The organism is Aeromonas sp. PI_26 (genome assembly GCF_027854445.1).
In the GTDB taxonomy this organism is placed as follows: Bacteria; Pseudomonadota; Gammaproteobacteria; order Enterobacterales; family Aeromonadaceae; genus Aeromonas; species Aeromonas veronii.
The window spans coordinates 66,931-87,973 of the sequence record NZ_JAJNOE010000011.1; the positions used below are offsets into that span (position 1 = coordinate 66,931).

General features: G+C 57.5%; 20 protein-coding genes. 9 read left to right on the forward strand and 11 right to left on the reverse strand.

Going from position 1 to position 21,043, the window contains the following annotated elements:
- Positions 1 to 498 precede the first annotated feature (498 nt).
- On the reverse strand, positions 499 to 1,116 hold the full coding sequence (locus LRL22_RS13010; RefSeq protein WP_005339710.1) for a c-type cytochrome: 618 nt from the start codon (positions 1,114 to 1,116) through the stop codon (positions 499 to 501).
- A gap of 142 nt (positions 1,117 to 1,258) precedes the next feature.
- Here LRL22_RS13010 and yihA point away from each other — a divergent pair, with 142 nt between their 5' ends.
- Positions 1,259 to 1,915, forward strand: coding sequence for a ribosome biogenesis GTP-binding protein YihA/YsxC (gene yihA, locus LRL22_RS13015; RefSeq protein ID WP_005339709.1), 657 nt, complete (start codon positions 1,259 to 1,261; stop codon positions 1,913 to 1,915).
- 776 nt (positions 1,916 to 2,691) lie between these two features.
- Here the strand turns inward: yihA and LRL22_RS13020 are convergent.
- From LRL22_RS13020 to LRL22_RS13060, 9 genes are all read right to left on the reverse strand, one after another.
- Positions 2,692 to 2,952 (reverse strand): DUF1488 domain-containing protein, encoded by a 261-nt coding sequence (locus LRL22_RS13020; protein ID WP_005357522.1) that lies wholly within the window; start codon positions 2,950 to 2,952, stop codon positions 2,692 to 2,694.
- The gene (gene aroE / locus LRL22_RS13025) at positions 2,949 to 3,770 is read right to left on the reverse strand and encodes a shikimate dehydrogenase (RefSeq protein WP_270905537.1); all 822 of its coding nucleotides are present in this window, start codon (positions 3,768 to 3,770) and stop codon (positions 2,949 to 2,951) included. The genes LRL22_RS13020 and aroE overlap by 4 nt, the downstream gene beginning before the upstream one ends.
- Before the next feature lie 103 nt (positions 3,771 to 3,873).
- On the reverse strand, positions 3,874 to 4,782 hold the full coding sequence (gene hemF, locus LRL22_RS13030) for an oxygen-dependent coproporphyrinogen oxidase (RefSeq protein WP_270905538.1): 909 nt from the start codon (positions 4,780 to 4,782) through the stop codon (positions 3,874 to 3,876).
- Positions 4,783 to 4,894: 112 nt separating this feature from the next.
- The gene (locus LRL22_RS13035; protein WP_019445779.1) at positions 4,895 to 5,455 is read right to left on the reverse strand and encodes a Sua5/YciO/YrdC/YwlC family protein; all 561 of its coding nucleotides are present in this window, start codon (positions 5,453 to 5,455) and stop codon (positions 4,895 to 4,897) included.
- A gap of 135 nt (positions 5,456 to 5,590) precedes the next feature.
- Complete coding sequence (purE, locus tag LRL22_RS13040) at positions 5,591 to 6,094, reverse strand: 5-(carboxyamino)imidazole ribonucleotide mutase (protein ID WP_005339704.1); 504 nt, start codon at positions 6,092 to 6,094, stop codon at positions 5,591 to 5,593.
- 74 nt (positions 6,095 to 6,168) lie between these two features.
- Positions 6,169 to 6,726 (reverse strand): DNA topoisomerase family protein, encoded by a 558-nt coding sequence (locus tag LRL22_RS13045; protein ID WP_005339702.1) that lies wholly within the window; start codon positions 6,724 to 6,726, stop codon positions 6,169 to 6,171.
- Positions 6,727 to 6,781: 55 nt separating this feature from the next.
- The gene (locus tag LRL22_RS13050) at positions 6,782 to 7,255 is read right to left on the reverse strand and encodes a DUF494 family protein (RefSeq protein ID WP_005339699.1); all 474 of its coding nucleotides are present in this window, start codon (positions 7,253 to 7,255) and stop codon (positions 6,782 to 6,784) included.
- Positions 7,248 to 8,363, reverse strand: a complete 1,116-nt coding sequence (gene dprA / locus LRL22_RS13055; RefSeq protein ID WP_270905539.1) for a DNA-processing protein DprA — start codon at positions 8,361 to 8,363, stop codon at positions 7,248 to 7,250. The genes LRL22_RS13050 and dprA overlap by 8 nt, the downstream gene beginning before the upstream one ends.
- A 1-nt stretch (position 8,364) precedes the next feature.
- Positions 8,365 to 9,456, reverse strand: a complete 1,092-nt coding sequence (locus LRL22_RS13060; RefSeq protein WP_270905540.1) for a LysM peptidoglycan-binding domain-containing protein — start codon at positions 9,454 to 9,456, stop codon at positions 8,365 to 8,367.
- Positions 9,457 to 9,564: 108 nt separating this feature from the next.
- Here LRL22_RS13060 and def point away from each other — a divergent pair, with 108 nt between their 5' ends.
- From def to LRL22_RS13085, 5 genes are all read left to right on the forward strand, one after another.
- Complete coding sequence (gene def, locus LRL22_RS13065) at positions 9,565 to 10,077, forward strand: peptide deformylase (protein WP_005357510.1); 513 nt, start codon at positions 9,565 to 9,567, stop codon at positions 10,075 to 10,077.
- A gap of 12 nt (positions 10,078 to 10,089) precedes the next feature.
- Positions 10,090 to 11,034: a methionyl-tRNA formyltransferase gene (fmt, locus tag LRL22_RS13070; RefSeq protein ID WP_005357507.1), complete on the forward strand. Its 945-nt coding sequence runs from the start codon at positions 10,090 to 10,092 to the stop codon at positions 11,032 to 11,034.
- Positions 11,035 to 11,094: 60 nt separating this feature from the next.
- Positions 11,095 to 12,387 (forward strand): 16S rRNA (cytosine(967)-C(5))-methyltransferase RsmB, encoded by a 1,293-nt coding sequence (gene rsmB, locus LRL22_RS13075; RefSeq protein WP_270905541.1) that lies wholly within the window; start codon positions 11,095 to 11,097, stop codon positions 12,385 to 12,387.
- Positions 12,388 to 12,474: 87 nt separating this feature from the next.
- Positions 12,475 to 13,851 (forward strand): Trk system potassium transporter TrkA, encoded by a 1,377-nt coding sequence (gene trkA, locus LRL22_RS13080; protein WP_005339689.1) that lies wholly within the window; start codon positions 12,475 to 12,477, stop codon positions 13,849 to 13,851.
- Between the two features lie 96 nt (positions 13,852 to 13,947).
- Positions 13,948 to 15,390 (forward strand): TrkH family potassium uptake protein, encoded by a 1,443-nt coding sequence (locus LRL22_RS13085; protein ID WP_005341967.1) that lies wholly within the window; start codon positions 13,948 to 13,950, stop codon positions 15,388 to 15,390.
- 239 nt (positions 15,391 to 15,629) lie between these two features.
- On the opposite strand, the gene typA is transcribed toward LRL22_RS13085, so the two are convergent.
- A complete protein-coding gene (gene typA / locus LRL22_RS13090) occupies positions 15,630 to 17,441 on the reverse strand; it encodes a translational GTPase TypA (protein ID WP_041209495.1) in 1,812 nt (603 codons plus the stop codon).
- 351 nt (positions 17,442 to 17,792) lie between these two features.
- Between typA and glnA the strand changes: the two genes are divergently transcribed.
- The 3 genes from glnA to glnL all read left to right on the forward strand — a co-directional run bounded on the left by glnA (position 17,793) and on the right by glnL (position 21,038).
- On the forward strand, positions 17,793 to 19,202 hold the full coding sequence (gene glnA, locus LRL22_RS13095) for a glutamate--ammonia ligase (RefSeq protein ID WP_005339672.1): 1,410 nt from the start codon (positions 17,793 to 17,795) through the stop codon (positions 19,200 to 19,202).
- 115 nt (positions 19,203 to 19,317) lie between these two features.
- Positions 19,318 to 19,896 carry a DUF4124 domain-containing protein gene (locus tag LRL22_RS13100; RefSeq protein ID WP_005356205.1) on the forward strand — a complete coding sequence of 193 codons (579 nt, stop codon included), beginning with the start codon at positions 19,318 to 19,320 and terminating at the stop codon, positions 19,894 to 19,896.
- Between the two features lie 86 nt (positions 19,897 to 19,982).
- Positions 19,983 to 21,038: a nitrogen regulation protein NR(II) gene (gene glnL, locus LRL22_RS13105; protein WP_005356202.1), complete on the forward strand. Its 1,056-nt coding sequence runs from the start codon at positions 19,983 to 19,985 to the stop codon at positions 21,036 to 21,038.
- The last annotated feature ends 5 nt before the right edge of the window (positions 21,039 to 21,043 follow it).

Consider the following 21,043-nt stretch of genomic DNA (forward strand, 5'->3'; position numbering starts at 1 on the left):
CTTATATTGGTCGTTCCTGAATGTGCGTGTGCTTGTTTGACCCGTCTCGACCGCATCCTGCCATCGTGCCGGGGAGTCTGCATCCCGCAACCCCATCCCGCTCCGGAGATGGTCACCATCCTGATCCTTCAATCCTTTGCCAGCTCATCCGAGCCCATGGCATCCCGCCACGCCAGCCATCCTCTGCTCACAACACCCTGTCGTGAAACCGCCACCCAATCCGTGGGTGAATCCATTAAGCCTACTGTACCAACTCTATAAAGCGGCTCAATCCACTCAAAACATTCTCAACATGTCGAAAGATATCAATATTCATATAATTTGTTGATAAATAATGATTATTTAATATTTTATGCAATTTTATGAGCCTTGGCCTGCCTTGAGAATGGGAGATCTCTTACAGAACGGGGGGATTAAACCGAGAATTATCTGAAAGCCATAAAAACAACGGGGAGCCCAGGCTCCCCGTTTCAACTCAAATCGACCGTATCGACTATATCAGTGCAGACCCGCCACATATTTGGAGAGGGCTTCGATATCCTGATCAGTCAGTTTCTTGGCAACGTCCCGCATCATGCCATTCGGATCGTTGTCACGCGTCCCGGCACGGAATGCGGTGAGCTGAGCCTTGATATAGGCAGGATGCTGGCCGGACAGGTTTGGATACTTCGCCTGTTCGACACCCGAGCCACGGGGACCATGGCAAGCCGTACAAGCTGCCAGACCGCGACTCATGTCACCACCCATATAGAGTGCCTTGCCCGCTTCGACCACGTCGTCAGGGACAGCGATAGGGGTAACCTTCAGGCTGGAGAAATAAGCCGCCAGGTCATCCATGTCCTGTTCCGACAAAGGTAACGCCATCGGCCCCATCACTGGCGCAACCCGGCCAATTTGACCAGAAGCGGCAGCCTTCAGTTCAACTAACTGCTTTTTGATATATGATGCGTGCTGACCAGCAATTTTGGGGTACATATCAACCAGGCTGTTTCCGTCCGGTCCATGACAAGCCGCACAAACGGCAGCCTTGGTCTGTCCCGCAGCGGCATCGCCCTTGGCTTGTGCCATCCCCGTTACGCCAACCATCAGAGCAAGAGTAATGACTAGGTTCTTCATGGCGTTCCAACTTTTCGTTATTAGGCTTCCAGATCCCATGCCGCTGAAGGCATGTTAAAATAAACGCGTTTAAGCGACGCTATTTTACACCATTTTACAAAAAAGTAACTCTATAACCCTCTATCTCCATGGGGAATTTACGTTGGATACACAAACTCTGAATTTCAATAAGGTGCATTTTGTGACCAGCGCACCCGACATCCGTCACCTGCCAAATGATGGGGGTGTCGAGATCGCGTTTGCCGGCCGTTCCAACGCCGGTAAGTCATCTGCATTGAACACCTTAACCAAACACAAGAACCTGGCGCGCACCAGTAAGACACCTGGTCGTACCCAGCTGATCAACCTGTTTGAGCTGGAACCGGGCAAGCGTCTGGTCGACTTGCCGGGTTATGGTTATGCGCAAGTTCCGCTGGAAATGAAGCTCAAGTGGCAAAAGTCACTGGCAGAGTATCTGCAGCGCCGTGAGTCATTGAAAGGTCTGGTGATCCTGATGGACATCCGCCACCCGCTCAAAGATACCGACATGAACATGCTGGAGTGGAGCTCGCACCGTCAGTTGCCCGTTATGCTGTTGCTGACCAAGGCCGACAAACTGAGCCCGGGTCCGCGCAACAACCAGGTGATCAAGGTGCGCCAGGCCGTTGCCAACCTCGGCTCCCAGATCCAGGTCGAAGCGTTCTCCTCCCTCACCAATATCGGTGTGGAGAAGCTGGCGCAAACCCTGACCGAATGGTACGTCAGTGGTGACGATACCGACCTGCTGAACGCTGACGAACAGCAACCTGCCGAGGAGTAATCTACTCCTCGCTCTCCTTGCAATTGGCGGAGCACTCCTCCGCTGATTGAAAGGGTTTCAGATTACTGCTTTCACCTGCCTCACGACAAACACCCCGTATTCAGCTCCCTTGCTATATCCATTACCGCTTACAGTTCATATAGATAGGCAGTTAATTCACATAAATAATTAACTTAAGTAGGCGTTGATAGCGTTTTCAAATTCGTTCTTTCAAAACGAACAATAATTACAAAAAGAGACAAAAATGAAATTTAATTACAAAACCTAACCGAAAGGGATAAAAATGAGGCCGGACGACAGTGATGCCATCCAGCCTGAAATAATAAGTTCAAAAAATTGGGAAGAAGCTGAATCTTGAGTACCAGACGACAGGTATTCCTCAAGAAGCAGCCTCATTCTATCAAATGCATCGCCAATTTAAAGCATTTACTCTAAATGATGCGCATAAAAAAACACCCCGACGAGAACCTCATCGGGGCAGCTATTCAGCCACATTCAATTACGTGAAATAAAAGGTCTGAAAGATAGAACATCTTACCTCTGTACCCTACGCAGACAACTGTACAGCAAAGCAGCAGAAAGTGAAAGTAATTTATGTAATTTAGTTTCACAACTTACAGATTAAGAAAAAATCTTTTATTTTCATATAGATAAAAAAATCCCCAGTACGAATACCGGGGAGTTATAAAGGTGACTAGCTAGCACTTCCTCAACTATCTAGTTAGTCAGCGCCATTTCAAAGTAGTTCCGCTACAAAACAAAAAAACTTTAAAAAATCAGAGGTAGATAGCGCCATCCTCAGCAAACTCTTGTTCTTCAATGAGTTTTTCAGCCATGTCTTCAATATCAAAACGTACACTTTCGAAGGCTCTGACGATGTCATCCTCTCTCGTCAGCGCCAGACCTGTCATTCTCTCCAGTCGCCGATGGCTGATGTAACAATCTATCAGCGCCCCCATCTGCTGGGCAGGAAAACGCACCCGCTGTTCGTCAGCCTGCCACTCCATCAGGTCGGGAAACAGAATACCCTGGTTCATATCACCCCCAAGTTACGCTTCAACTCTCTCAATACCTGTTTAGTCCCGGGACGAATTCCGCGCCACACGGTAAACGCTTCGGCGGCCTGTTCCACCAGCATGCCGAGTCCATCCATGGTTTGACGAGCCCCATGCTGTTTGGCCCAACTGATAAAAGCCGTATCCGAGGCGCCATACATCATGTCGTAGATGGCAATATCAGTGTGGATCAGGGCTGGGGCCAACGGCGGCAGCTCTCCTTGCAGGCTGGCGGAGGTAGAGTTGATGACGAGATCGAATGGCCCTGCCAACTGCTCATAGGTCTGAGCAGTCACAGGCCCCAGATCGTGGAATTCGGCAGCCAACTGTTGCGCTTTTGTGTGGGTACGGTTGGCGATCACCAGCTCGCTCGGCAACTCAGCCAGCAGCGGCGCCAATGCACCGCGAGCAGCGCCACCGGCACCCAGCAGCAGGATCCGGCTATCCGCCAGCGTCACACCATGGGACTTGAGATCGGCGACCAATCCGGCGCCATCGGTATTATCCCCCAGCAACACACCATCATCGGTCAGCTTGATGGTATTGACCGCACCCGCCCGCTTGGCCCTCGGGCTCAAGCGATCGACCAGAGTGAATGCCTGCTCCTTGAAGGGAACGGTGACATTGCATCCCTTGCCCCCTTGGGCAAAGAAGGTGCGCAGGGCTTGGGCAAACTCGTCGACGGCGGGTTCAGCCAGCCCATACTCCAGCTCTTGCTGGGTTTGTCTGGCAAACAGGGTGTGAATGAAGGGGGACTTGCTGTGGCGCACCGGGTGGCCAAAAACCAGATAACGATCCATCAAAGAGTTCCATCAGAGGGCAATATTCCGATTTAACGGGTTTTCGCACTCGGGAACAAGCCGAATAACGGCCAGTAAAAAGGGACCATCATGGTCCCTCTGGTCACAGCCACTCTCGCGGCGTGAGGTAATCGGTGTAGAGCAAGGCTTCAGGAGTACCCGCCTCCGGCTGCCAGTCATACTCCCAACGTGCCAGCGGTGGCATCGACATCAGGATCGACTCGGTACGTCCGCCGGTCTGCAACCCGAACAGGGTGCCACGGTCATACACCAGATTGAACTCCACATAACGGCCGCGACGATAGAGCTGGAACTCCCGCTCCCTCTCGCCATAGGGCACTGCCTTGCGTCGCTCGATGATCGGCAGGTAGGCATCGAGATAACCCCGACCTACCGCCCGCATAAAGGCAAAGCAGTCGGCAAAAGGCCAGCGATTCAGATCGTCGAAGAAGAGACCGCCCACCCCTCGCGTCTCGTTGCGGTGCTTGAGGAAGAAGTAGCGATCGCACCAGGATTTGAACTCGGGGTAGACCTCATCACCAAAGGGCAGGCAGAGATCACGGGAGACCTGATGCCAATGCTGGACATCCTCGGCAAACGGGTAGAAGGGCGTCAAATCGAAACCACCGCCAAACCACCAAATAGGCTCTTCACCCTCTTTCTCGGCGATGAAGAAACGGACGTTGGCGTGGCTGGTCGGCACATAGGGGTTGTGCGGATGGATCACCAGCGACACGCCCATCGCCTCGAACTTGCGACCGGCCAACTCTGGCCGATGGGCTGTAGCAGAGGCAGGCATGGCATCGCCATAGACATGGGAGAAGTTGACGCCCCCCTGCTCGATCACCGCGCCGTGGCGCAGCACACGGGTGCGACCACCGCCACCGCCTTCACGGCTCCAGGCATCTTCCACAAAGTGTCCACTGCCATCGGCCTGCTCCAGACCACGGCAGATCTCGTCCTGCAACTGCAACAGGAAGGCCTTGACCTGGGCCACATCCGGTTTGCTCATCTTGTCTCCAGTCAGGCAGGATCGTGAACGCCCTGTCCATTTTTATAGTTAAATCAATCCGGTGAACTCACCACTCAGCGGATTGATAGCAAATCATGATGTATCCGCCAGCTCAGGAGGGGCGAATAATGGCGCCGGTTCGTGCGTCCTTGATCTCGGAGGGGTTAGCTTGACCACCCACTTCACCGGGCAGGATATAGGCTAACTTGCTTGCCAGCCGCTCCCCAATATCGGCCACCCGACGGGCAGGCTCCTCACCGGTCAGGTTGGCGCTGGTAGAGACCAGCGGCTTGCCAAAGGCGCGACACAACGCCTGCACCTGAGGATGAGCCGTCACGCGCACCGCCAGGGTCTCGAACTGCCCGGTCAGCCAGGCCGGCGTCGTCGCACGGGCAGGCATGATCCAGGTAAAAGGACCGGGCCAGCTGGCTTCAACCCGAGCCAGTTGCTCACCGCTAAGTTGGCTCAGATCGATGTAGTCCTGCAATTGCGCCAAATCGGCAGCAATCAGGATCAACCCCTTCTCCACCGGACGCTGTTTGATGGCCAGCAGTCGCTGCACCGCAACTTCGGAGTCGGGATCACACCCCAGACCAAACACGGCCTCGGTCGCATAGGCAATCACCCCTTCCTGTTGGAGGGCAGCAACCGCCTGTTCAAATTCATTTGGCATAGGAAAAATGCGGCAGCCTAGCTGCCGCCTCGTCGCTTAGTAGCAAGTTGAATCCATACGGTGGCGACCACAACAAAGTGACGTTTTGCTGTAGCACAGGAAAAATACGACACATCCGGATCGTCACCCGTTCACTTACTTGAGTTGAGCCTGCAGGGCGGCATCCTTGGCCATCACCTCTTCGGCATTCTTCTGGCGTTCGGCCCGAACCTTGGCCGCCAGTTCATCATCGGCTACTGCCAGCATCTGGGCTGCCAGATAACCTGCGTTCTTGGCACCGGCTTTGCCGATCGCCACGGTCGCCACCGGTACACCACCCGGCATCTGCACGGTGGAGAGTAGCGCATCCAGCCCCTTGAGCGGGCCACCATCGATGGGCACCCCGATCACGGGACGAGTCGTGATGCCGGCTACGGCACCCGCCAGATGCGCAGCCAGACCGGCAGCACAGATAAAGACCTTGCAGCCACGGGCCTCGGCATCGGTCACATACTGATGAGTCGCAGCCGGCGTGCGGTGCGCGGAGGTGACTTTGACTTCCACTGCAATATCAAATGACTTGAGCACCTCGAGGGTAGTCTGCATCACGGGGAAATCAGAATCAGAGCCCATCAATACGGCAACAAAGGGTTTATTCATGGTGGGAATTTCCTTACTCCAAGTGGGGGGTTGAAGTTCACCGAAAACGTTTCAATCTGGTTGCGGCGGCGGGATTATACCTGCTCACTTTGGTGGCCGCATTTCTTTTGCGGACAGACCCAACGCAGCGTTCCCCTCACTTTTTTCTCTACCATGATGCCCCAGCCACACGCGGGGCAGGGCATGGGGATCGGTTTGTCGTTCACCACATATTTACAATGGGGATAGCCATCACAGGAGTAAAACTGCTTGCCGTAGCGGGAGGTACGGCTCACCAGATGACCCTTGCCGCACTCGGGGCAGAGGATCTGGGTATCATCGCTCTCCTGCAGGGATTCGATGTGCTGACAGGCCGGATACTGGGTACAACCGACAAACAGACCGTAACGCCCCTTCTTGATCGCCAGCGGCTCTCCGCAATCGGGACAGGCAGAGCCTTCGAGCACCTTTTCGATGTCACGGCCGGATGGCGTCAGGGAGCGAATGTAATCACAGGCAGGATAGGCAGAACAGCCGAGAAAGGGGCCATGTTTGCCCTGGCGGATCACCAGCTCGGCCCCGCACTGCGGGCACGGCTCGCGCTCGAAGGCATGTTCGTGGGCTGAAAAGAGGTGATGATCGATTTTTGACATGGGCCGCGCCTTGAAATCCAGATGGCCTGAATTCTACCAGCGCGGCACCGGACTGTCAGTGAATGACGCCGTCTGACTCATCAAACACCAGCTCTTCCATCTGCTGGTAGGCATTTTCACTGCCCGGTACGTTGAACAGCACCATCATGACGACCCACTTAAGGTCATCCAGCTCGATATCCGGCTTGTCCAGTTCGAGCAGGCGCTCGATACAGATCTCGCGGGTTTCGGCATTCAGCACCTGGGCCTGTTCCAGAAAGAGCAGGAAGCCGCGGCACTCGGTGCTGAGGCGTGCCAGCTCTTGCGGAGCATAGATACGCATCGAGCCTTGCGCGCTGGCGGTAACATAGACCTCCCGCTCGCTATCGTGCAGATTGGCCAGCCGCTCCAGCCAGTCGAGCGCCTTGTCGATCTCTTCTTTATCGAAACCGGCCCGGCTCAACTCGTCGGTGAGCTCATCCTGCTCGACCATCACATCTGCATCGCTGTGGATGTAGGTCTCGAAAAGGTACATCAATACATCAAACATGATTCGCCCTCCTCGCTCTGACGTATCCACCGGCTACCGCCATCACTGCACCGACCAGCTCCAGCTCTACCAACCTGCCCAATACCACTTCGACAGGAAGCTGGGCCCGCTCGGCAACGGTATCCACGCTCGTGGTCTCATAATCTACGTTATCCAACAAATCGGCATAAGGCAATTCGCTATTATGCGGTTGCTCAGATGGTATGACCGACGGATCTGGCCGTGCGACCCACTCTGGCAGCTCTTCCACTATATCGGCCGCACTCAGCACAAGTTTGGCCCCCTGCTGAATTAATCTGTTGCACCCTATCGCCTGGGCGTTTTGCGGAGCGCCGGGCACTGCAAACACTTCGCGCCCCTGTTCAAGCGCATAGCGGGCGGTGATCAGCGAACCGCTCTGCTCGGTCGCCTCCACTACCAGAGTTCCCAGCGACAGACCACTGATAATACGGTTGCGACGAGGAAAATGTTCAGCCAGCGGCCCTTTATCCGGTGCCAGCTCGGAGATAAGCAAACCACCACTCTCCAGAATCTGGCCTGCCAACCCCTGGTGGCGTTTGGGGTAGAGGCAATCCAGCCCGGAACCCAACACGGCAAGGGTGATACCGCCACCAGCCAGCGCTTGCTGATGGCAGACACCATCGATACCGAGCGCAAGGCCCGAGGTGATGGCTAACCCGCATCCAACCAGCTCGCTACAAAGGCGGGAGGCATTATCTTTGCCTGCATAGGTAGGATGGCGTGTCCCCACCATTGCCAGCTGAGGTAGCGACAGCGCAGCAAGATCGCCACGACAGTAGAGCAACAGGGGTGCCGCGGGAATTTCCCGCAACAAGGGTGGATAAATCGGGTGATCTTGCGGAATAAGGAGATTGTCAGGCAAAGCGGCCCAAGCCAGGCTCTGCTCAACCACCGGCGAGGGCCAGCGCAGTTGTTTGATCTGCTCTGACGACAACCCCATACCATGCAATTGCGCTTCATCGCTCTGAAACAGAGCCTCAATACTTCCCCCGGCCCGTTCCAACAGACGTGCAGCGGTCACCGGGCCAATACCGGTGACCGCATCGAGAGTTAGCCAGAGCGCCAGACGCGCGTCGGGGTAGTTCACGTCAGAAGTGAGTGACCTGATAGCCCGCACTCACCATGTCGTTACTCTGCATGATGAGACCGTAACTCAGCTTGTCATACACCTTGAACAACATGACGCGGGCAATCGCTTCAGAGGGCAATGGTGTCTTCTTGTTGCTGCTGTAAAACACCCGGTTAAAAACCGACGAGAGCTCCTTGTACTGTACATCGCCATTCTTGGTGACCAGAGCAGCACCGGGTCGTCTGACATCCAGTACATCCCCGGCGACCAGTTGATCGCGGCCGCCCCGGTTGATCAGCACTACATCAAACTTGCCACCGCCCCGGGTCTTGTTCGGCAAATCGATGATATAGCCCGGCGTGATGGCAGGTGCCGCTTTCGGTGTGAAGACGGCGGGCATGTTCTCCTGAGCGGGCAGCGGCATCACTTTGTCGCCCTGCAGCACTTCGCGCTGGTTATGAGTCAGAGTCACCTCGGTCCGATCGCCATCAAGACGCGCCACGGCCCGCACCACACCGGCAAAGATCGCCTCCTGGCCCAGCAGCTCACCGGTTTCGCGATCCTTGTAGACCACTCCGGGGTGATAAATGCCATAAACCTGCCCCGGTGTCAGGGAGCCCTGCACATAGAGGGTGTCCCCCTCCAGCATGCCGATATGTTTCTGATCCGACCCCAGCAGATAGGGCAGGGTTTTCTGCTGCTGGCTGTCAACCAGAATATGGTCGGTTTGCAGGAAGGGGCCGATCTCGCTGATAGGCAGGGTCGGAATGGGGTTGGCTTTGTTCTCGTAACGGGTTTTCGGGCCAAGACGAATGACTTGCTTGCCACCCTGCATCGCCTTGCCGAGCCGGGGTTCACCATTGACCCAGCTCAGATGCAGTACATCACCGGGGTAGATCCAGTGAGGATTGGCTATCTGCGGATTGATGTTCCAGAGACGGGGCCAGAGCCAGGGTTCGGAAAGATACTTGCCGGAGATATCCCACAGGGTGTCGCCTTTTTGCACTACATAGCTTTCGGGGTAACCCGCTTTCAGCCTCAGCTGATGGGCCACTGCTGCCTGACTCACGGTCACCAGCAGACAGGCGAGGATGGTTTGCTTCAGATACATAACACTCCCTGTTACTTCTGTACGCAAAGTGTTGCTGTTTTTTGTCGGCGTAAATGACTAGAATTACGCCAATATTGACTGCATTTATACGAAACTAAAGAAAAAACTATGGCCATTCTAGATGTATTGCGTTTTCCCGATGAGCGCCTGCGCACCGTTGCAGCCCCTGTCGAGACCTTTACACCCGAGTTACAACAGATTGTAGATGATATGTTCGAAACCATGTACGCGGAGGAAGGCATTGGCCTGGCCGCGACTCAGGTCGACATTCACCAGCGCATCATAGTGATCGATGTCTCTGAAAACCGTGAAGATCCTCTGGTATTGATCAATCCGGAGGTCATCGAGCAGTGCGGCAGCACCGGCATTGAAGAGGGTTGCCTCTCCGTGCCCGGCAGCCGTGCTCTGGTGCCTCGCGCTGAACAGATCAAAATCCGCGCTTTGGATCGCAACGGCAAGCCGTTCGAGCTGGAAGCCGACGATCTGCTCGCCATCTGCATCCAGCATGAGATGGATCATCTGGTCGGCAAGCTGTTTGTGGATTACTTGTCCCCGCTCAAGCGCCAGCGCATTCGCCAGAAGCTGGAAAAGATGGCCCGTGAAGATCGCAAAGTCCTCTGAGGATCTGCCCCATTGAATAAGCTGAAACTGATTTTTGCCGGTACTCCCGACTTCGCCGCCCGTCACCTGGCGGCGTTGTTGTCTTCCGACCACGAGGTCGTTGCCGTTTATACCCAGCCTGACAAGCCTGCTGGCCGTGGCCAGAAGCTCACCGCCAGCCCAGTCAAAGAGCTGGCACTGGCCCACAACCTGCCGGTTTACCAACCAGCCTCTCTGCGCAAGGAAGAGGCGCAAGCCGAGCTTGCTGCACTGGGTGCCGACCTGATGGTGGTGGTGGCCTATGGTCTGATCCTGCCCAAGGTGGTACTCGATACCCCGCGGCTGGGCTGCATCAACGTCCATGGCTCCCTGCTGCCCCGCTGGCGCGGTGCCGCACCGATCCAGCGCTCTATCTGGGCGGGCGATGCCGAAACCGGCGTCACCATCATGCAGATGGATGTGGGACTGGATACCGGCGCCATGATCCGCAAGGTAAGCTGCCCCATCGCCGCCGACGAGACCTCCGCCAGCCTCTATGACAAGCTGGCCGAGCTGGGCCCGCAGGCTCTGGTCGACACCATCAATGCCATGGCCGCCGGTGAAACCGCTGCCGAGGCGCAAGATGATGCGCTGGCCAACTACGCCGAAAAGCTTTCCAAGGAAGAGGCCCGCATCGACTGGTCGATGGAGGCTGTTGCCATCGAACGCTGCATCCGCTCGTTCAACCCCTGGCCCATCAGCTGGTTTGAAGTGGCTGACCAGACCGTCAAGGTATGGCAAGCCGCCGTCATTGACAGCGACCACGGCCAACCCGCCGGCACCCTGCTCAAGGCCGACAAGCAGGGGATCGATATCGCTACCGGCAAAGGGGTACTGCGCCTGCTGACCCTGCAACCGCCCGGCAAGAAGGCGATGTCCGTTTCGGATCTGCTCAACTCTCGCCGCGACTGGTTTGAACCCGGCACGCAATTGAATTGAACTGGATTGAATTGACACAAGCGGGGCCCAGGCCCCGACTTGCGCATCTAAGGTAACTCTATGAAAACACGTGCACAGGCCGCTCTCGTTATTCAACAGGTGCTGGATCAGGGTCAATCCCTCTCCGCTGTTCTGCCTGCTGCCCAGGAGAAGGTTGCGCCCCGTGATCGCGCTCTCCTGCAAGAACTCTGCTACGGTACCCTGCGCTGGCTGCCCCGCCTCGATGCGGCAGTCAACGAGATGATGGACAAGCCGCTCAAAAACAAGAGCCGCATTTTCCACTACCTCATCCTGGTCGGTCTCTATCAGCTCATCTACACCCGCATTCCGGCTCACGCCGCGGTGGCCGAGACCGTCAACGCCGTCAAACTGCTCAAGGGCACCTCCCTGCGTGGCCTCATCAACGGCGTGCTGCGCAACTTCCAGCGCAGCGCCGAAGTCATTCTGCTGCGTATCGACCGCGTTCCCAGCATTCGCCTCGGTCATCCGGAGTGGCTCACCAAGCGCCTGCGTCAGGCCTATCACGATGAGTGGGAATTCATCATGGAGGCGAACAACCAGCGCCCTCCCATGTGGATCCGCAACAACAGCCAGCGCCAGAGCCGCGATGCAATGCTGGCTCGCATGGCCGAAGCCGGCATCAATGCCGTGGCCGGTGAAGAGGGCGAGGATTGCATCCTGCTGGAGCGTCCTTGCGATGTGACCAAGCTGCCCGGCTTTGAAGTGGGTGACTGCTCGGTACAGGATGGAGCAGCACAACAGGCCGCGGCACTGCTCGACCCGCAACCGGGTGAGTGGGTACTGGATGCCTGCGCGGCACCTGGTGGCAAGACTGCCCACCTGCTGGAGCGTCAGCCCAAGCTGGCTGGCGTGGTTGCCGTCGATGCCGACGAAAACCGCCTCAAGCGGGTGCAGGAGAACCTGGATCGCATCGGCCTGACCGCCAAGGTGATCCATGGCGATGCCGCGGCGCCGGAACAGTGGTGGCCGGAGGGCCAGTTCGACCGCATCCTGCTGGATGCCCCCTGCTCCGCCACCGGCGTCATCCGACGCCACCCAGACATCAAGTGGCTGCGCCGTGATCAGGACATTCGCGAGCTGGCCGAGCTGCAGCGCGGCATTCTCAATGCCCTCTGGGGCAAGCTGAAAAGCGGCGGCACCCTGCTCTACGCTACCTGCTCCGTCCTGCCGGAAGAGAACCGCGAACAGATCCGCGCCTTCCTTGCCGCGACCAAAGATGCCAAATTGGTACCGTTGCACGAACAGGACACCCCGGACTGCCCGGGTCGCCAGTTCCTGCCGGGTGAAGCCGAGATGGATGGCTTCTACTACGCCAAACTGGTCAAGCTCTGAGCCGGGCATGACAAACCTCATTCGGGAGAGCTGCCAGATCCATTCTGGCGCCCCCCTTTACAGCATCAACGTGAGTAGACGTTCCCTATGAAGATCATCATTTTGGGAGCCGGCCAGGTCGGCGGCACCCTGGCCGAGAACCTGGCCGGGGAGAACAACGACATCACCATCGTCGACACCGACAGCGAACGCCTGCGCGAACTGCAGGACAAGTTTGACCTGCGGGTGGTCAACGGTCACGGCGCCCACCCCAAGGTGCTGCGCGAAGCGGGCGCCCAGGATGCCGACATGCTGGTCGCCGTCACCAACAGTGACGAGACCAACATGATCGCCTGTCAGGTGGCCTACTCCCTGTTCAACACCCCGAACAAGGTGGCACGGATCCGCTCACCGGCCTATCTGACCGAGCGGGATCGCCTGTTCCTGCCGGAATCGGTGCCGGTGGATCACCTGATCGCGCCGGAGCAGTTGGTGACCGACTATGTGCGTCGCCTGATCGAATATCCGGGTGCCCTGCAAGTGGTTGATTTTGCAGGTGGTCGCGTCGGTCTGGTGGCGGTCAAGGCCTACTACGGTGGCCCGCTGGTGGGCAATGCCCTCTCCACCCTGCGCGAGCACATGCCCAACATCGAAACTCGGGTAGCGGCCATCTTCCGTCAGGGCCGCCCGATCCGCCCGCAAGGTACCACCATCATCGAAGCGGATGACGAGGTCTTCTTCGTCGCCGCCGCAGGCCATATCCGTGCCGTGATGTCGGAGCTGCAGCGCCTAGAGAGCCCCTACCGCCGCATCATGATCGTCGGTGGTGGCAACATCGGCGCCGGTCTCGCCCGCCAGCTGGAGAAGCGCTACAGCGTCAAGCTTATCGAGCGCAACCAGAAGCGGGCGGAGCAGCTCTCCGAACTGCTGGAGAACACCATCGTCTTCTGTGGCGATGCGGCGGATCAGGAGCTGCTGGCCGAGGAGCACATCGACCAGATCGACGTCTTCATCGCCGTGACCAACGAGGATGAGGCCAACATCATGTCGGCGCTGCTCGCCAAGAAGATGGGCGCCAAGAAGACCATGGTGCTGATCCAGCGCGGCGCCTACGTCGATCTGGTGCAGGGTGGCTCCATCGATATCGCTATCTCGCCCCAGCAGGCCACCATCTCGGCCCTGCTGACCCACGTGCGCCGGGCCGATATCGCCAACGTCTACAGCCTGCGCCGCGGCGCCGCCGAGGCGATCGAGGCGATTGCCCACGGTGATGAGAACACCTCCAAGGTGGTCGGCAAGACGGTAGGCGAGCTCAAGCTGCCGCCGGGTACCACCATCGGTGCCGTAGTGCGCGGGGATGAGGTGCTGATCGCCCACGATCGCACCAAAATCCAGCAGGATGACCACGTGGTCATGTTCCTGGTGGACAAGAAGTACATCCCGGAAGTGGAGCGGCTGTTCCAGCCAAGTCCCTTCTTCCTGTAACGTCTTCATGCGCACAGGCTGTCAAACCAGACCCGGCTCAGCTCCCCCAAGGGGATGGTCCGGGTCTTTTGTTAATCAACGACCAGGTTATCGAACATGATCAAGCTGCGTCCCATCATCTTCACCCTCGGGCTGGTGCTCTCCAAGCTGGCGCTCTTCATGTGGCTGCCCACCTTGCTGGCACTGCTCACCGGGTCAGAGGGATTTGTCGAGTTTCTCAAGTCCGTGCTGATCACCCACGGCGCCGCCCTGCTCTGCCTCCACTATGGTCGCAAGGCGGAGTTTCATCTGGGGGTGCGGGAGATGTTCCTGCTCACCACCTCGGTCTGGGTGGTGGCCTGCGCCTTCGGCGCCCTGCCTTTTGTTTTCATCACCCACATCAACTTCACCGACGCCTACTTCGAGACCATGTCGGGGGTAACCACCACGGGCTCCACCGTGCTCTCCGGCCTCGACAACATGGCCCACAGTATCCTGTTGTGGCGTTCCATCCTGCAGTGGCTGGGCGGGGTCGGCTTTATCGTGATGGCGGTAGCCGTGCTGCCCTACCTCAACGTTGGCGGCATGAAGCTGTTCCAGACCGAGAGCTCTGACTGGTCAGACAAAAGCGCCCCGCGTGCCAAGACGGTGGCCAACAACATCGTCGTGGTCTATCTGGTGCTCTCCATGCTCTGCTTCATGGCCTACTGGGCCAGCGGCATGAACATGTTCGAGGCGATCAACCACGCCATGACCACTCTCAGTACCGGCGGCTACTCCACCTCCGATCAATCCATGTCCCACTTCTCCAACTCGGCACACTGGATTGGCACCCTGTTCATGTTCCTCGGCGGCCTGCCCTTCCTGCTCTATGTGCAGAGCCTCAATCACAGGGACAACAGCCTGTTCAAGGATGCCCAGGTGCGCGGCTTCTTCTGGCTGGTGGTCTGGGTCACCGTCATCATGACCTTCTATCTGTGGGAGAGAGACCTGTTCGGCTTCTGGGATGCCCTGCGCATCAGCTGCTTCAACATCGTCTCGGTACTCACCACCACCGGCTACGGCCTTGGTGACTTCGGCACCTGGGGGCCGCTCGCCAGCATCGTCTTCATCGTGCTGCTGGCTCTTGGGGCCTGCTCCGGCTCCACTGCGGGCGGTCTCAAGATCTTCCGGGTACAGGTGGCATTCGCCCTGTTCAGAAAGCAGATGCGCCAGCTGATGCACCCCTCTGCCGTATTCCCCCAGAAGTACAACGGCCGGACGGTCAATGACGCCATCATCCGCTCGATGATCTCCTTCGTACTGGCCTACTTCGCCATCATTCTGGTGATAGCTGCACTGCTGGGCGCTATCGGGCTTGACCCCCTGACGGCCATATCCAGCTCCATCACCGCCGTTGCCAACGTCGGCCCGGGCATGGGCCCGGTGGTCGGCCCCAGTACCAACTTTGCCAGTCTGCCGGAATCGGCCAAATGGTTGCTGTCATTCGGCATGCTGCTGGGACGACTGGAGATCCTGACAGTCGCCGTGCTCTTCTTCCCCTCCTTCTGGCGCCAGTAATCCCTCACTGCAAGCCAGCAAAAAGCCGCAGCGTTCACCCGCTGCGGCTTTTTATCTCACCATCCCCACGACCTTCGCTCAACGCTCATCAGCCCCATTACCGGATAGCCTGAACGAGCTCATCAGGATTGCCAGAGCGGATCACAAGCATAAAAAAACGGACCCAAACCAGAGGTTTGGGTCCGTTTATCAGTGAACCGTCAGCGGCCGCGAGGACTGCTGAGGCTCAGCACATGGCATTAACCACGGCCAGAGCGCTTGCGATCCAGCTCAGTCAGCAGCTTCTTACGGATACGGATGCTCTTCGGAGTCACTTCTACCAGCTCATCGTTGTCGATGAACTCTAGAGCTTGTTCCAGAGTCATACGGATCGGCGGAGTCAGCACCTGAGCTTCGTCGGTACCGGAGGCACGCATGTTGGTCAGCTGCTTGCCTTTCAGGCAGTTAACAGTCAGGTCGTTGGAACGGGAGTGGATACCGATCACCTGGCCTTCGTACACTTCGGTCGCGTGACCGATGAACAGACGACCGCGGTCTTGCAGACCGAACAGGGCGTAAGTCAGAGCCTTACCGGTAGCGTTGGAGATCAGCACGCCGTTCTGACGCTCACCGATGCTACCACCCTTGTGCGGACCGTAGTGGTCGAAGGTGTGGTACAGCAGACCGGTACCGGAGGTCATGGTCATGAACTCGGTCTGGAAGCCGATCAGGCCACGGCTCGGGATCATGAAGTCCAAGCGGACACGACCCTTGCCATCCGGGGTCATGTTGGTCATTTCGCCCTTACGCAGACCCAGTTGCTCCATGACGGAACCCTGGTGCGCTTCTTCCACGTCCACAGTAACGGTTTCGAACGGTTCTTGCAGTTCGCCGTCAACGGTACGCAGGATTACTTCCGGACGGGATACCGCCAGCTCGTAACCTTCGCGACGCATGTTTTCGATCAGGATGGAGAGGTGCAGTTCACCACGACCGGAGACGCGGAACTTGTCCGGATCATCAGTCTCTTCCACGCGCAGGGCCACGTTGTGGACCAGCTCCTGGTTCAGACGCTCCAGAATGTTGCGGGAGGTCACGAACTTGCCCTCTTTACCGGCGAACGGTGAAGTGTTGACCTGGAAGGTCATGTTCACGGTCGGCTCGTCAACGGAGAGCGGCGGCAGGGCTTCAACAGCACCGTTGTCGCAGATGGTGTCGGAGATCTTCAGCTCGCCCAGACCGGTGATGGCGATGATGTCGCCAGCTTGCGCATCGGCAACTTCGGTACGGGACAGGCCCAGATAGCCCAGCACCTGACCGACTTTACCGTTGCGGGTCTTGCCGTCGGCACCAACGATGGTGACCTGCTGGTTGGTCTTGACGCGACCACGGGTGATACGGCCGATACCGATAACGCCCACATAGGAGTTGTAGTCCAGCTGGGAGATCTGCATCTGGAACGCGCCTTCGGTGTCAGCTTTCGGGGCTTCCACGTTGTCGACGATGGCCTGGAACAGCGGCTCCATGTTCTCGGACTCGACGTCCTGATCCATGGTGGCCCAACCGTTCAGTGCAGAGGCGTAAACCACTTTGAAGTCCAGCTGTTCGTCAGTCGCGCCCAGGTTGTCGAACAGGTCAAATACCTGATCCATTACCCAGTCAGGACGAGCACCCGGACGGTCAACCTTGTTGATGACCACGATCGGCTTCAGACCCTGAGCGAATGCTTTCTGGGTCACGAAACGGGTTTGCGGCATCGGGCCGTCAACAGCGTCAACCAGCAGCAGCACGGAGTCAACCATGGACAGTACGCGCTCAACTTCACCACCGAAGTCGGCGTGACCCGGGGTATCAACGATGTTGATGCGGTAGTCATTCCAGCGGATCGCAGTGTTCTTGGCGAGAATGGTGATGCCACGTTCCCGTTCCAGATCATTGGAGTCCATGATCCGTTCCTGGCCTTCCGTGGAGCGGTCCAGGGTGCCGGACTGCTGCAGCAGCTTATCAACCAGAGTCGTTTTGCCGTGGTCAACGTGCGCAATAATCGCAATATTGCGTAAATTCTCTAACATTCTCGCCTCAATCACCGGGTAAAATTGGGCGCTAATTGTACTCTTGCCTTTGTGATCTGCCTAGCAGAATTGCAGTACATTCGCGCATAACAACAGATCTGGATCATAGACCTCTCTGACAAACCCTGCTTAGATGGGCAGTGACCGTATTTCGCGCACCATTACAGTGCACCAAAACGATCCACCATCGCACTAAATTGATGCAACGCGAGTCGAGATCGCCTGATTTTGGGGAGCCTCTTCAGCGAGATTGCCCTGAAATCAAGCTGTCACAAACTTGGCACGATACTGGCTTATGTGAATACGACGACGCATTCACCCAGAGAGTTTTAACACCGGAGGTTACTTAGCATGTCAGCCCAGAACGTTTTGGCCCTGATCCAGGAACACGAAGTCAAGTTTGTTGATCTGCGCTTTACCGACACCAAGGGTAAAGAGCAGCATGTATCCATCCCTGCTCACCAGGTTGATGAAGATTTCTTCGAAGACGGCAAGATGTTCGATGGTTCCTCCATCGGCGGCTGGAAGGGCATCAACGAATCCGACATGGTACTGATGCCGGACGCAGCCTCCGCCAAGCTGGACCCGTTCACCGAAGAGACCACCCTGAACATCGTTTGTGACGTGCTGGAGCCTGCCACCATGCAGGGCTACGATCGCGATCCGCGCTCCATCGCCAAACGTGCAGAAGATTTCCTGAAGTCCAGCGGCATCGCTGACACCGTGCTGTTCGGGCCGGAGCCGGAATTCTTCATGTTCGACAACATTACTTTCTCCAACACCATGGGCCACAGCTTCGTGAAAATCGAATCTGAAGAAGCCGCATGGAACTCCGGCACTGCCTATGAGCATGGCAACAAGGGTCACCGTCCGTTCGTGAAAGGCGGTTACTTCCCGGTTGCACCGGTCGACTCCTCCCAGGATATCCGCGCCGCCATGTGTCTGGTGCTGGAAGAGATGGGCCAGGTCGTTGAAGCTCACCACCACGAAGTAGCCACTGCCGGTCAGAACGAAATCGCTACCCGCTTCAACACTCTTACGCTGAAAGCTGACGAAGTACAGGTACTGAAGTACGTGATCCACAACGTGGCCCACGCCTACAACAAGACCGTCACCTTCATGCCGAAACCCATGTTCGGTGACAACGGCTCCGGCATGCACTGCCACCAGTCTCTGGCCAAGAACGGCGTCAACCTGTTCGCTGGCGACCTGTATGGCGGTCTGTCCGAGATGGCGCTGCACTACATCGGCGGTATCATCAAGCACGCCAAGGCCATCAACGCCTTCGCCAACCCGACCACCAACTCCTACAAGCGTCTGGTTCCGGGTTATGAAGCACCGGTCATGCTGGCTTACTCTGCCCGCAACCGCTCTGCCTCCATCCGTATCCCGGTGGTACCGAGCCCGAAAGCCCGTCGTATCGAAGTGCGCTTCCCGGATCCGGCTGCCAACCCGTACCTGGCCTTCGCTGCTCAGCTGATGGCCGGTCTGGACGGTATCATCAACAAGATCCATCCGGGCGATGCCATGGACAAGAACTTGTACGACCTGCCGCCGGAAGAAGCCGCAGAAGTGCCGACCGTTGCCGGTTCTCTGGACGAAGCCCTGGCCGCTCTGGATGCTGACCGCGAGTTCCTGACCCGTGGCGGCGTGTTCAGCGATGACTTCATCAACTCCTATCTGGAACTGAAACAGCAGGATGTTGACCGTGTGCGCATGACCCCGCACCCGCTGGAGTTCGAACTGTACTACTCCGTCTAAGTCTCAGCAGACTGTCCGTTTAAATCTGGTCAGCTTGCTTAATCGTGACAAAACCCGCCATCTGGCGGGTTTTTTCTCTGATAGGATTAAGCAAAATACCGTCAAGGAGAGATGGATGAACAACAAGCATGGCATAGGGGTGCTCAGCCTCCTGTTGCTGACCTCGTTCGGTGCGGACGCGGCCAAGGTCTACTCCTGGGTCGATGGCAATGGCATCACCCACTACTCGGATGCGCCACCACCCGGCAAAAACGCCAAAGAGGTCGATCTGCGGGTCGCCCCGCTGCTGGGCAGCAGCGCGCCCAGATCGGTGCAGGTGGATAACTTCAACAGCCTGACCGGCGCCGATGCCAAGAAAGAGAAAGAGGCGGCCAAGCTGACCATCGAACTCCTCTCCCCGGAACAGGGCAGCACCCTGCGCGACAACACAGGCAACATCGTCTTTCAGGGCACCATCAGCCCCAAACCTCCGACCCAGTATGATGTGCGCCTGACCCTGGATGGCAAAGCCGCCCCCATCGTCAGCAACAGCCTCTCTGTCCGCGTCGAAAACGTCGATCGCGGCGCCCACGAGGCTCAGCTCGAGCTGCTCGCCAAAGACGGTACGATCCTTGCTAAATCCAGTGCAGTCACCTTTTACCTGCATAGAGCGAGCGTGACGCCGGCTCCCAAACCCACCCCCAAAGCCGACTAGGGGTGATATAGCGCACCGATGCGGGTAAACTCTATGCACCATATCGGTGCATAACAGGTGTGTAGCACCGTTTTAGGGAGAAACCTGTGCCAACCCGCTCGGACAACGCCAAAACACTCTTGGATAATTTGCTGACCGCCGTGATCCTGATGGATGAGCGGCTCTGCATCCAGTTCGTCAACCCGGCGGCTGAACAGCTGCTCTCCCTCAGTGAACGCAGGCTGATCGGCATCGAACTGCCCCATCTGCTGGAACATATCTCCCTCGATTTGCAGCGACTCAAGCAGTGCCTCGTGTCAGGGCAAGGCTTTACCGATAGCGAAGTGACTCTGGTGGTAGAGGGAGAACCGCGACTGGTGGAGCTGAGCGCCACCCCGATGGCCGACCACGAACAGCGTCTGCTGGTAGTGGAGCTGCGCAAGATCGACCAGCAGAAGAAGATCAGCCAGGAGCAGCAGCAACATGCCCAGCAGCTGGCGGCCAAGGAGCTGGTGCGCGGGCTGGCCCACGAAATCAAGAATCCCCTCGGCGGCCTGCGCGGCGCGGCGCAGCTGCTGCAAAAAGAGCTGCCGGATCCGGCCCTGCGCGAATATACCGGCATCATCATCGAACAGGCTGACAGGCTGCGGGTACTGGTCGATCGGCTGCTCGGCCCCCAGCGCCCCGGCCGTCACCAGATGCACAATGTCCATTCGGTGCTGGAGCAGGTACGCCGACTGGTGGAGCTCGAACTCCCTCCCTCTGTTCGCATCGAGCGGGATTACGACCCCAGCATCCCCGAATTCGAGATGGAGCCGGATCAGCTGCAGCAGGCGTTTCTCAACATAGTACGCAACGCGGCCGAAGCACTGGGCGATCAGACCGGGCTTATTCGTATCAAAACCCGCACTGCATTCCAGATCACCATCCACGGCCAGCGCTACCGGCTGGCGGCGGAGATCAAGATCATCGATAACGGCCCCGGCATTCCCGATGCCATTCGCGACACCCTGTTCTATCCCATGATCACCGGCAAGGAGGGGGGAACCGGGCTCGGCCTCTCCATCGCCCAGAACCTGATCGACCAGCACAAGGGGCGGATTGACTGCATCAGCTGGCCGGGTCACACCGAATTCACCATTTTTCTACCGCTTCGCAAGTAAGGGAA